The sequence below is a fragment of the Streptococcus oralis genome, from assembly GCF_026782125.1.
In the GTDB taxonomy this organism is placed as follows: Bacteria; Bacillota; Bacilli; order Lactobacillales; family Streptococcaceae; genus Streptococcus; species Streptococcus oralis_CE.
The window spans coordinates 206064-218674 of the sequence record NZ_JAKUVY010000003.1 but is presented as its reverse complement, the minus strand read 5'-3'; the positions used below and the strand labels follow the sequence as shown (position 1 = coordinate 218674).

The 12611-nt window shown below is 43.5% G+C and carries 12 protein-coding genes; 9 read left to right on the top strand and 3 right to left on the bottom strand.

The genetic code is table 11. The features are described from left to right. The 6 genes from MK385_RS04355 to MK385_RS04330 form a co-directional block, all read left to right on the top strand. Positions 1-264 (top strand): LPXTG cell wall anchor domain-containing protein (locus MK385_RS04355; protein ID WP_268725384.1); only part of this gene is annotated, 264 nt, incomplete at its 5' end. A 280-nt stretch (positions 265-544) separates the two neighbouring features. Next, positions 545-1003, top strand: coding sequence for a CtsR family transcriptional regulator (locus tag MK385_RS04350; RefSeq protein ID WP_001211258.1), 459 nt, complete (start codon positions 545-547; stop codon positions 1001-1003). Position 1004: 1 nt separating this feature from the next. Further along, positions 1005-3437 (top strand): ATP-dependent Clp protease ATP-binding subunit, encoded by a 2433-nt coding sequence (locus MK385_RS04345; RefSeq protein ID WP_268725383.1) that lies wholly within the window; start codon positions 1005-1007, stop codon positions 3435-3437. A 145-nt stretch (positions 3438-3582) separates the two neighbouring features. Continuing rightward, positions 3583-4641, top strand: a complete 1059-nt coding sequence (locus MK385_RS04340; protein ID WP_125457079.1) for an AAA family ATPase — start codon at positions 3583-3585, stop codon at positions 4639-4641. Positions 4642-4650: 9 nt separating this feature from the next. After that, positions 4651-5430: a nicotinamide riboside transporter PnuC gene (gene pnuC / locus MK385_RS04335; RefSeq protein ID WP_125457080.1), complete on the top strand. Its 780-nt coding sequence runs from the start codon at positions 4651-4653 to the stop codon at positions 5428-5430. Position 5431: 1 nt separating this feature from the next. Further along, positions 5432-6205, top strand: a complete 774-nt coding sequence (locus tag MK385_RS04330) for an NUDIX domain-containing protein (RefSeq protein WP_125413846.1) — start codon at positions 5432-5434, stop codon at positions 6203-6205. 48 nt (positions 6206-6253) lie between these two features. On the opposite strand, the gene MK385_RS04325 is transcribed toward MK385_RS04330, so the two are convergent. After that, the gene (locus MK385_RS04325) at positions 6254-6484 is read right to left on the bottom strand and encodes a hypothetical protein (RefSeq protein WP_042767590.1); all 231 of its coding nucleotides are present in this window, start codon (positions 6482-6484) and stop codon (positions 6254-6256) included. A gap of 265 nt (positions 6485-6749) precedes the next feature. Between MK385_RS04325 and MK385_RS04320 the strand changes: the two genes are divergently transcribed. Beyond that, the gene (locus tag MK385_RS04320) at positions 6750-7433 is read left to right on the top strand and encodes a hypothetical protein (protein WP_125413847.1); all 684 of its coding nucleotides are present in this window, start codon (positions 6750-6752) and stop codon (positions 7431-7433) included. 65 nt (positions 7434-7498) lie between these two features. Here the strand turns inward: MK385_RS04320 and dusB are convergent, their stop codons facing one another. Further along, positions 7499-8479 (bottom strand): tRNA dihydrouridine synthase DusB, encoded by a 981-nt coding sequence (gene dusB, locus MK385_RS04315; RefSeq protein ID WP_185755562.1) that lies wholly within the window; start codon positions 8477-8479, stop codon positions 7499-7501. Further along, a complete protein-coding gene (hslO, locus tag MK385_RS04310) occupies positions 8466-9338 on the bottom strand; it encodes an Hsp33 family molecular chaperone HslO (RefSeq protein ID WP_125413849.1) in 873 nt (290 codons plus the stop codon). The genes dusB and hslO overlap by 14 nt, the downstream gene beginning before the upstream one ends. Positions 9339-9502: 164 nt before the next feature. On the opposite strand from hslO, the gene MK385_RS04305 reads away from it, so the two are divergent. Together MK385_RS04305 and glpK are read left to right on the top strand one after the other, a co-directional pair. Further along, positions 9503-10930 carry a helix-turn-helix domain-containing protein gene (locus MK385_RS04305; RefSeq protein WP_129313618.1) on the top strand — a complete coding sequence of 476 codons (1428 nt, stop codon included), beginning with the start codon at positions 9503-9505 and terminating at the stop codon, positions 10928-10930. Positions 10931-11086: 156 nt separating this feature from the next. Further along, positions 11087-12595, top strand: a complete 1509-nt coding sequence (gene glpK, locus MK385_RS04300; protein WP_000076795.1) for a glycerol kinase GlpK — start codon at positions 11087-11089, stop codon at positions 12593-12595. Positions 12596-12611: the final 16 nt, after the last annotated feature.

Here is a 12611-nt window from a genome sequence, read left to right as displayed (position 1 = left end):
CCAAACCCAGCACCAAATCCAAACCCAACACCGGATCCAAACCCAGCACCAAATCCAAACCCAACGCCAGATCCAAATGAACCAGGAACAAAACCAAATGATCCAGGACAAAAAGAGGATTCAAAACCAACACCTCCAGCTACTGAGACTAAAGATAAAGCTGAACTTCCAAACACAGGTGAAGCAACATCTATCTTCTCAGCAATTGGATTTGTAGTATTGGCATTGAGCGGATTGGTATTCTTCGTAAAACGTAAAGCTTAAGCTTTTGTAGAAGAAACATGAAACTTGGTAAGTGAGAATTCTACTTCTCTCTTAAACTTGATAGAGAAAGTCTCTAGAAAATTCGTTTTCTAGGGGCTTTTTTGTTTTGAGACTATTAGTTTATATCACTCCACAAGATGTAAACTGTCTAATGAAGGCGGTTAAAGTTGAAGATCTCACAATATTTTATTTTACTCGTTCCCTTTTCCTTTAAAAAAATCAAAAATTTCGGTATAATAGTCAAAGATAGTCAAGGTTCAAAGAAGGAGTTTGATTTACTATGAGATTTAAAAATACATCAGATCATATCGAAGCCTATATCAAGGCGATTTTAGACCAATCTGGTATCGTGGAATTGCAGCGGAGCCAGTTGGCAGATACCTTCCAGGTTGTACCGAGCCAGATCAACTATGTCATCAAGACCCGCTTTACGGAAAGTAGAGGTTACTTAGTTGAGAGTAAACGAGGTGGTGGAGGTTACATTCGCATAGGGCGTATTGAGTTTTCCAATCATCACGAGATGCTACGCGATTTGCTTTATTCAATCGGAGAGCGAGTTAGTCAGGAGATTTATGAGGATATTCTCCAGCTTTTGGTGGAGCAGGACTTGATGACCAAGCAGGAAATGACCTTGCTGACTTCAGTAGCAACAGATCGTGTCCTAGGAGAAGAATCCTCAGTTGTCCGTGCCAATATGCTCCGACAGCTATTACAAGAGGTAGATAGAAAAGAGAAGTAAGATGAACTATTCAAAAGCATTGAATGAATGTATCGAAAGTGCCTACATGGTTGCGAGCCATTTTGGAGCTCGTTACTTAGAGTCTTGGCACTTGTTGATTGCCATGTCCAATCACAGTTACAGTGTGGCAGGTGCGACTTTAAACGATTATCCTTATGAAATGGACCGTTTAGAAGAGGTTGCGTTGGAACTGACTGAAACGGACTATAGCCAAGATGAAACCTTTACGGAATTACCCTTTTCCCATCGTTTGGAGGTTCTCTTTGCAGAAGCAGAGTATGTAGCCTCAGTGGTCCACGCAAAGGTGCTAGGGACAGAGCATGTTCTCTATGCAATCTTGCATGACGGCAATGCCTTGGCAACTCGCATCTTGGAGAGAGCAGGCTTTTCTTATGAAGACCAGAAAGATCAGGTCAGAATTGCTGCTCTTCGTCGCAATCTAGAAGAACGTGCAGGATGGACAAGAGAAGATCTCAAGGCTTTGCGTCAACGTCATCGCACAGTAACTGACAAGCAAAATTCCATGGCCAATATGATGGGCATGCCTCAGAATCCAAGTGGCGGTCTAGAGGACTACACGCATGACCTGACGGAGCAAGCGCGCTCTGGCAAGTTAGAGCCAGTTATCGGTCGAGACAAGGAAATCTCACGTATGATTCAGATTTTGAGTCGAAAGACCAAGAACAATCCTGTCTTGGTTGGAGATGCTGGTGTCGGGAAAACAGCTCTGGCCCTTGGCCTTGCCCAGCGTATTGCTAGTGGGGATGTACCTGCGGAAATGGCCAAGATGCGCGTTTTGGAGCTTGATTTGATGAATGTTGTTGCGGGGACACGTTTCCGTGGAGATTTTGAAGAGCGCATGAACAATATCATCAAGGATATCGAGGAAGATGGCAAAGTAATCCTCTTTATCGATGAACTCCACACCATCATGGGTTCTGGTAGTGGTATTGATTCGACGCTGGATGCGGCCAATATCTTGAAGCCAGCCTTGGCTCGTGGAACTTTGAGAACGGTTGGTGCAACCACTCAGGAAGAATATCAAAAACACATCGAAAAAGATGCTGCCCTTTCTCGTCGTTTTGCCAAAGTGACGATTGAAGAGCCAAGTTTAGCTGATAGCATGACTATTCTGCAAGGGTTGAAGGCTACCTATGAGAAACACCATCGTGTGAAAATCACAGATGAAGCTGTCGAAACAGCTGTTAAGATGGCACATCGTTACTTGACCAGTCGTCACTTGCCAGACTCTGCTATCGACCTCTTGGATGAGGCGGCAGCAACTGTGCAAAACAAATCCAAGCATGTGAAAGCAGACGAATCTGACTTGAGTCCAGCTGACAAGGCCTTGATGGATGGCAAGTGGAAACAAGCAGCCCAGCTAATCGCAAAAGAGCAGGAAGTCCCTGTCTATAAAGACTTGGTAACAGAGACTGAAATCCTGACTACTTTGAGTCGCTTGTCAGGGATTCCAGTCCAAAAACTGACGCAAACAGATGCTAAGAAGTACCTTAACCTCGAAGCGGAACTGCACAAACGTGTCATCGGTCAAGATCAAGCTGTTTCAAGTATTAGCCGTGCCATTCGCCGCAACCAGTCAGGAATTCGCAGCCACAAGCGTCCGATTGGTTCCTTTATGTTCCTAGGACCGACGGGTGTCGGGAAGACCGAATTGGCCAAGGCATTGGCAGAAGTCCTCTTTGATGACGAATCAGCCCTTATCCGCTTTGATATGAGTGAGTATATGGAGAAATTCGCAGCTAGCCGTCTCAATGGAGCCCCTCCTGGCTATGTAGGCTACGAAGAAGGTGGGGAGTTGACCGAGAAGGTTCGCAACAAACCTTACTTAGTGCTTCTCTTTGACGAGGTAGAAAAGGCCCACCCAGACATCTTTAATGTCCTCTTGCAGGTTCTGGACGATGGTGTCTTGACAGATAGCAAGGGGCGTAAGGTTGACTTTTCAAATACCATCATCATCATGACGTCAAACCTTGGTGCGACAGCCCTTCGTGATGACAAGACAGTTGGTTTTGGGGCCAAGGACATTCGTTTTGACCAGGAGAATATGGAAAAACGCATCTTCGAAGAGTTGAAAAAAGCTTATCGACCTGAGTTTATCAACCGTATTGATGAAAAGGTGGTCTTCCATAGCTTGGATAGTGAACACATGCAGGAAATTGTCAAGATCATGGTGAAACCATTGATTGCTAGCCTGGCAGAGAAGGGTATCGACTTGAAACTACAAGCTTCGGCACTGAAGTTGCTAGCTAGTCACGGTTACAATCCAGAAATGGGTGCCCGTCCACTTCGCAGAACTCTGCAAACAGAAGTGGAAGACAAGCTAGCAGAACTCCTCCTCAAGGGAGAACTGGTAGCAGGCAAGACCCTCAAAATCGGTGTCAAAGCTGGTCAATTAAAATTTGATATTGCTTAAAAATGGAGAATCAGGAGTAATCCTGATTCTTTTTTGCTACTTTTTTATAAAAAATGATAAAAAACTATTGACAAAACAAAAATATAGTATATAATAAAAACATAGAAAATAAAAATATCGAAAATTATAAAAAGGTAAAACATTTATGAAAAAGAAAACAGCAGTGGTATTTGGGACCTTTGCCCCTCTCCATCAAGGGCATATCGATCTGATCCAGCGAGCGAAGCGTCAGTGTGACCAGGTCTGGGTAGTCGTTTCAGGATACGAGGGAGACCGAGGGGAGCAGATAGGCTTAACTCTTCAAAAAAGGTTTCGCTATATCAGAGAGGCTTTTCGTGACGATGAGTTGACCTCTGTCTGCAAGCTGGATGAGACCAACCTTCCCCGTTACCCTATGGGTTGGCAGGAGTGGTTGGACCAGATGTTAGCGGAGATTTCCTATGATGAAACCCAGCAAGAATTGACTTTTTTTGTGGGAGAAGATGAATACCAGCAAGAGCTATCTAGACGTGGATTTGGCACCGTCTTGCAAGAAAGAAAGTTTGGTATCTCAGCGACTATGATTCGAGAAAATCCAAGCAAATATTGGAAATACATCGCTCAGCCCTTCCGTCGTCAGTTCACCAAGAAAGTGTTGATTATGGGAAGTGCCAGCAATGGGAAGACTACTCTAGCCAAGGATTTGGCAAGGTATTACGATGCGCCCGTTAGTCTGGAATACGCGCGTGAGTACCAGATCAAAAACAATGTCCGCGACGATGAATTGACCCCAAAGGATTATTATTATCTCCTTTTAGGGCAGTATGACCAGACCTCAAAACTAATCGATAGCAATGCCAATCGAGGCCTAGTGATAGCTGACACCAACTCCTTAGTAACCAAGGGCTACTATGATTATTACATGGAGGCTGAGGCTCAAGAGGACTTATCAGGAGAAACCTTTGACAATCTTTTTGTTTCGATCTTGGCTAAGGAAAAATGGGACTTGATTCTCTTTGTGCAACCTGTCGGTTCCTATGTCAATGACGGATTTAGAGATATGACCATGGCAGAAGACCACATTCGTCACAGTTTTTCCCAGCATTTGGACCAGATGAGAGAGCGATACTTAACCAACATTCCACTAGTTTATCTAGCGGAGGATTATCTAGGGAATTATGAAGCAGCAAAAGTGGCTATCGATGCCATTTACCAAGCAGATTAGGAGAAAATTATGAAAACAGTAACTAAAAAAATCACACAATTTATCGAAAATTTTAAAAATGTCCATGCAGAAGCTCACAAGATTGGTTTTGCAGGAACCATGCGTTTGCTCTGGAAAGATCTCTTTGTCGGCCGTAGTCTTTTTCAGTGGTTGTATCTCATCGCCTTGTCAAGTGTTCCCTTAATCTTGGAATTCACTCAAAATACGGAAAGTCATGACTGGCTGAGCTTGTTTGCATCCTGGACTGGGATTGTCTGTGTTATATTGGTAGCAGAAGGGCGCGCAAGCAATTATCTCTTTGGGGCTATTAACTCGGCTATCTATTTGATTTTGGCCATGAATGCAACTTTTTATGGCGAAGTCTTGACGACCGTTTACTTCTTTGTCATGCAGCCGATTGGTCTCTATGCTTGGTTGTCCAATCGTATCAATGACCAAGGAAAACCAGAAGAATCCCACTTTGAAGCTAAGAAATTATCTGTACTTGACTGGCTCAAGTACTTGGCCTTGACTGCCATCATCTGGATTGGCATGGGCTTGGCTTACCAAAGTATCCATAGTGCTCGCCCTTTCCGTGATAGTGTAACCGATGCGACCAATGGTGTTGGTCAGCTCTTGATGACACGTCTCTACCGTGAGCAATGGATTTTCTGGATTGCAACCAATCTCTTTAGTATCTACCTCTGGTGGGGTGAAAATATCCACATCCAAGGGATGTACTGGGTTTACACACTCAACAGTCTAGTGGGATGGTACCAATGGACCAAGGCAGTTCGAAAGGAGGTTTAAAATGGTAGATACGAAGATTCCAACAGGGATGACGGAAAAAGAATATTTTGAAATCCATGCCAGTCAGGAGGAGTTTTTGGATTGGTACTACAAGCAGGAACTCCCTCAATATGAAAAACCAAGTGTGACAGTAGATATGGTGGCCTACTGCTTTGTCGAAGGAAAGATCAAGCTCTTACTGATCCGTCGCAAGGCCCACCCTTATCAAAACTGTTTGGCTCTGGTTGGAGGCTTTATGGACAAGGGAGAAGATGCTGCACATGCCTGTCAGCGCGAAGTGAGAGAAGAAGTCAATCTCGATCTTCCTTTGGAAAAAATCGAGCAATTGATGACCGTATCGACCCCCGGTCGTGATCCACGGGGCTGGACGGTGACCATTGCCCACTTGGTGTACCTGCCTAGTCGTGCCTTAGACCTCGTTCAGGCTGGAGACGATGCCAAGGATGTGGTTTTTGTAGATGTGGATTTTCAGACGGGCAAGTGCTTCTTAGAGGGAGTAGAGTTGGAGGAGAGAGCCTTCGCCTTTGACCATTATGCCATTATCCAAGAATCCATCAAACGAATCCAAGGGCGACTTGACTGGAATCCTACCTTCCTTTATCTGCTAGAGGAGGAGTTCACTGTCTATGAAGGGACTGAACTGGTCAATCTCATCAACCCAGGTCGCCCAATCGTCAGCAATAACTTTCTCGTAAAATACGGCGAATATGTAGAAGAAGTCGGACTCAAACGAGTTCCTAAAAAGAAACCAAGAAAAACCTATCGATTGAAATAAAAAGCGAGGTCGGGAAAAGTTCCCGACCTCTTTATTTATCATCATTTTTTATGAATGGCTATCTTTCTTAGGATTACTCAACATGTGAGTAAAGAAGTCTTTATATCGATACTTGAGATAGTTCTCATGTAAAAATAACAAAGCGATGTAGACAATCATAAAGATTGCAGTCAGATAGAAGACATCAAATGCAGTTCGCGCATAGTAAGTGGCTGATTGATAAGAGCCAATAGCTCCCAAAATCAACCAAGGAAGATACTTGTAATACTTATTTAGCATAAGAGTGCACCTCCTATATTCTATTTCAATGTTATTATATTCCTTTGTCTAACACAATGCAAGCGATTACACAAGAGCGATACAAAAAATAGGACTCTAATCTAAGAATTTTTCTATTTTTTCGTTTCAATTACGAATAGAAATAGTAGAGAGAAATTTTTTAAAATAGTTTCTCTAAATAGTTGACAGATTCAAAGTCCAATGTTACAATTATATTACAAAAAGATTTCTTAACATTTCAAGGATGTTACAAAGGAGTAGAAAAATGAAAAAGAAAACCTATATCAAATTGATGGCAGCGACTGTATTGGCTTCTACCTTGCTACTGGGAGCTTGTGGAAATAAAAATGAAACCACTCAAACTAGCAGCTCTGCAAAAACAAGTCAGTCATCAAGTTCCAAAGCGGCTTCTTCTAGTAAAGAAAGCAAGACTCAAAAATCTTCAAGCTCAGCTTCATCTGAAAAGGCTCAGGCATCTTCTGGTCAGTCTTCTACAACGGCAGATCAGTCACAAGCGAAACCAGCACCTGAATCAAGACAAGAACAAGCAGCTCCTAGTCAACAAGCCCCATCTCAGGCACCATCAACTCAGCAAGGCTCTCAAGACCAGTCTAACCAGTCAAGCTATGATCCAACAACTGACCGCAAACTTCAAGACAAGCAAGCAGAACACAACAAACGCTACAAGGGTGTTTTAACCATGGTGGATGGTGATTTCTCAGCAGCTGCAGGCAACTGGAAGGGAGCTAATGGCGAAACTATTACAGTTTCATCAGGAGGCCAATTTACAGTAGAAACTGCAGATGGAAAGAAAGAAAACTATTCTATCAGAGGCTACTCTTACACACTTGATGATGGCAAGTATAATGCCAAAATCGGTGGTGGAAAAATCATTCAAATTACAACAGGTGCGGATGGTAAAGTTTCGAGCGTTGCCTTGATTCAATAATAGTATCTAGGATTTCCTAGGATAAAAAAACCGTAAACTCAAGCGAGTTACGGTTTTTTTGTGTATTATGCTTTGTCTAATTGCAAGAGGGCTTCAATCTCTGCTAGGGTGTTAGCTTGTGAAATGGCTCCACGAAGTTTGGCAGCGCCAGATGTTCCCCGAAGGTAGTGAGGAGCGAGGCCGCGGAATTCACGAACGGCTACGTTTTCTCCTTTGAGGTTAATCAAGCGTTTCAAATGTTCGTAGGCAATTTTCATCTTGTCTTCGAAAGTCAAGTCAGGGAGAATTTCTCCTGTTTCAAAATAGTGATTGATCTGGTTGAAGAGGTAGGGGTTTCCCATGGCAGCGCGACCAATCATAACAGCGTCAGCCCCGACTTCTTCGATACGCTGTTTGGCTTCTTGGACCGTACGGATGTCACCGTTGGCGATAAATGGAATCTTGGTTAGGACTTGGGCTACGTCGTGCAAGGTCTCAAGGTCAGCGTGACCAGTATACATTTGTTCACGTGTACGACCGTGCATGGCGAGGGCAGAGACACCAGCAGCCTCAGCAGCTAGGGCATTCTCCACGGCTAGGGATGAATCAGACCAGCCAGTGCGCATTTTGACAGTGAGGGGTATATCAAGGACAGATTGGACCTTGTTGATAATAGAGTAGATCTTATCTGGGTCCTTGAGCCACATAGCACCAGCTTCGTTCTTCACGATTTTGTTAACTGGACAGCCCATGTTGATATCGACGATATCAGTCTTGGTGTTTTCTTGAATGAATTCTGCTGCGCGGGCGAGACTATCTTCGTCGCTACCAAAGAGTTGGATAGAAACCGGATTTTCTCCTTCATCGATATGAAGCATGTGAAGAGTTTTTTCGTTATTGTATTGGATTCCCTTGTCAGAGACCATCTCCATTACAACGAGTCCAGCTCCGAGCTCTTTTGCGATGGTACGAAATGCTGAGTTGGTGACACCAGCCATGGGTGCTAAAACAGTACGATTGGGAATCTCAACATTGCCAATCATAAAAGGTGTATTAAGATTTGTCACGAATGAGTTCCTCCAGGTCGTTTTCATCAAAGTTATAAGTTGTTTGGCAGAATTGACAAGTGATTTCTGCCCCGTGGTCTTCCTCTTTCATTTCTTCAAGGTCTGAATTTGGAAGGCTGGCAAGAGCGTTCATAAAACGATCTTTGCTACAGTCACATTGGAAACGGATTTCTTCTTCAGATAGGCGTTTGTAAGCCTCGTCACCGTAGATGGCCTTGAGAAGGGCTTCGATATGGTCGTCGCTTTCAAGAAGTGTCGAGATAGCTGGCATTTCTTGGATGCGTTTTTCAAAGCGAGCAATCTCCTCTTCCTTGGCTCCTGGCAATACTTGGAGAAGAAAACCACCGGCAACTTCGACCTTGTCGTCTTTGTCTAAAAGAACATTGAGGCCGACTGCTGAAGGGGTTTGTTGGCTTTCAGTCAGGTAGTAGGCCAAGTCTTCACCGATTTCTCCAGAGATGAGAGGAGTCATGGAGTTGTAAGGATTTCCAGTGCCGTAGTCTGTGATAACGAGAAATTGGCCATTGCCGACAAAAGGTCCGACTAGGACTTCACCTGTTGTGGTCTTTTTGATGTCAACACCTGGATTTTGAACGTAGCCTTTAACATTGCCCTTGGTATCTGCGACTGTGATGATGGCACCGAGAGAGCTGGTTCCCAGAACTTTAACTGTTAGTTTAGTATTTCCTTTTTCATTGGCTGCGAGAATTTGGCTAGCGATAAGGGTGCGACCAAGTGCGACGGTTGAACTGGCTTGGGTTTGATGTTTTTCTTGAGCAGTGCGGACGGTTTCAGTGCTATCAAGGACAAAAGCACGAAAGGCTCCGCTTTCTGATATTGTTTTAATAATTTTATCCATAGCTACTATTTTAGCATAAAAATGCTCAAAGGGGGAGCCGTGTGTTTGCTGTTTCTGAGGAATAATGACGAGGAAATTAGCTTTAAAATAAAATGAAAAACAGATTATTTCCGCATTTGAAAGATTTATGCTATGCTTGTAGGAGAAAATGAAAGGGGTAACAAATGTATTTAGGTGATTTGATGGAAAAAGCCGAATCTGGTCAATTTTTAGTCCTTTCCTTTCTATTACAAGATTCGCAGACAACAGTCAAGAAAGCCATGGAAGAAACAGGATTTTCAAAGGCGACCTTAACCAAGTATATCTCTCTGATTAACGAAAATGCCTTGGAAAGAGGACTAGAGCTGACCATCCACTTGGAAGATGAAAATCTGCGTTTGTCGATTGGTGCAGCTACCAAGGGGAGAGAGATTCGGAGCTTGTTTCTAGATAATGCCATTAAGTACCAAATTTTGGTTTACCTTCTCTATCACCAACAGTTCCTAGCCCATCAACTGGCTCAAGAATTGATGATTAGCGAGGCCACGCTTGGTCGTCACTTAGCTAGTCTAAATCATATTTTGTCAGAGTTTGACTTATCCATCCAAAATGGTCGTTGGCGAGGTCCAGAGCATCAGATTCGTTACTTTTATTTCTGCCTTTTCCGCAAGGTCTGGTCCAGTCAGGAGTGGGAAAGTCATATGCAGAAAGCGGAGAGAAAGCAGGATATTGCTACCCTAGAAGAAATCTGCGGTTCTAGCTTGTCTTCGGGTCAGAAATTGGACTTGGTTCTCTGGAATCATATCAGTCAACAGCGCCTTCGGGTTAACGCCTGTCAGTTTCAAGTCATAGAAGAAAAAATGCGAGGGTATTTTGACAATATTTTCTACATTCGTCTACTTGGCAAGGCTTCTTCTTTTTTTGGTGGGCAGCACATTCCTCTAGGAACTGAGGATGGGGAGATGATGATTTTCTTTTCGTTTCTCCTTTCCCATCGTATCTTGCCCCTTCATACTATGGAGTATATTCTTGGATTTGGGGGAGAACTTGCGGCTTTACTGACACAAATAATCCAGGAAATGAAGAAGGAGGAGCTGCTGGGGGACTATACAGAGGACCATGTCACCTATGAACTGAGTCAGCTTTGTGGTCAAGTTTATCTCTACAAGGGCTATATCTTGCAAGATCGCTACAAGTATCAGATTGAGCATCGGCACCCTTATTTGCTGATGGAGCATGACTTTCGAAATATTGCTCAGAAAATTTTTGCCACCTTGCCAGCCTTTCATCAGGGGACGGATTTGGATAAGAAAATCCTCTGGGAATGGCTTCAGTTGATGGAGTATATGGCAGAAAATATAGGAAAACATCTGAGAATAGGGCTAGATCTAACAGCAGGCTTCCTTGTTTTTTCGAGAATGTCGGCCCTTTTAAAACGATATTTGGAGTACAATCGCTTCATTAGCATCGAAGCCTATGACCGTACTCGTCATTATGACTTGCTGGTTACCAACAACCCGATTCATAAGAAAGAACAAACACCCGTCTACTATTTGAAAAATGATTTGGATATGGAAGATTTGGCGAAGATTCGTCAGATGCTCTTTGCCTAAAAGGCCTGAATTTTCAGGTCTTTTTTGTGAAATTCGCACAATCTCCTCACTTTTTTTTAAAATTTTAAAAAAATTGATAAACAAGAAAGCGCTTTATTTTGTATACTAGTTACTGTAAAGGGGAACCCCCTCAAGATTTTATCAGGAGGACAGCACATGTCACAAGAAAAATACATCATGGCTATTGACCAAGGAACAACTAGTTCTCGTGCCATCATTTTTAACAAAAAAGGAGAAAAGGTCAGCTCGAGTCAAAAAGAGTTCACTCAGATTTTCCCTCAAGCAGGTTGGGTAGAGCACAACGCCAATGAAATTTGGAACTCGGTTCAGTCAGTTATTGCAGGTGCTTTCATCGAAAGTGGTGTGAAACCAAGTCAAATCGAGGCAATCGGAATTACCAACCAACGTGAAACTACTGTCGTCTGGGATAAGAAAACAGGGCTCCCTATCTACAATGCTATCGTTTGGCAATCACGCCAAACTGCTCCTCTAGCTGAACAACTAAAAAGCCAAGGTTATGTGGAAAAATTCCATGAAAAGACTGGTTTGATCATTGATGCTTACTTCTCTGCTACCAAGGTTCGTTGGATTTTAGACCATGTAGAAGGTGCTCAAGAGCGAGCTGAAAAGGGTGAATTGCTCTTTGGTACAATTGATACTTGGCTGGTTTGGAAATTGACTGACGGTGCAGCTCACGTGACCGACTACTCAAACGCAGCCCGTACCATGCTTTATAACATCAAGGATCTTAAATGGGATGATGAGATTTTGGAAATCCTCAATATTCCTAAGGCTATGCTTCCAGAGGTTCGTTCTAACTCTGAAATCTACGGCAAGACAGCTCCATTCCATTTCTACGGTGGAGAAGTGCCAATCTCTGGTATGGCTGGTGACCAGCAGGCAGCTCTCTTTGGACAGTTAGCTTTTGAGCCTGGCATGGTTAAGAATACTTACGGAACTGGTTCCTTCATCATCATGAACACTGGTGAAGAGATGCAGTTGTCTGAAAACAACCTCTTGACAACGATTGGTTATGGTATTAACGGCAAGGTTTACTATGCTTTGGAAGGTTCTATCTTCATCGCAGGAAGTGCCATTCAATGGCTTCGTGACGGTCTTCGCATGGTGGAAAACTCACCAGAGTCTGAAAAATATGCTCTCAATTCTCACAATAATGACGAAGTTTATGTCGTACCTGCCTTTACAGGTCTAGGGGCACCATACTGGAACCAAAATGCTCGAGGATCTGTCTTTGGCTTGACTCGTGGAACAACTAAAGAAGACTTTATCAAGGCGACTTTGCAATCTATCGCTTATCAAGTACGTGACATCATCGACACCATGCAAGTGGATGCGCAGACAGCTATCCAAGTCTTGAAGGTAGATGGTGGTGCAGCCATGAACAACTTCCTCATGCAGTTCCAAGCTGACATCTTGGGAATTGATATCGCACGCGCTAAAAACTTGGAAACAACTGCCCTAGGTGCAGCCTTCCTGGCAGGATTGTCAGTGGGCTACTGGAAGAACTTGGATGAGTTGAAACTCTTGAACGAGACAGGAGAACTCTTTGAGCCATCGATGAACGAATCGCGCAAGGAACAACTCTATAAGGGCTGGAAGAAGGCTGTGAAAGCAACGCAAGTCTTTGCGGAAATCGATGACTAATACTGAAAGAATAAAG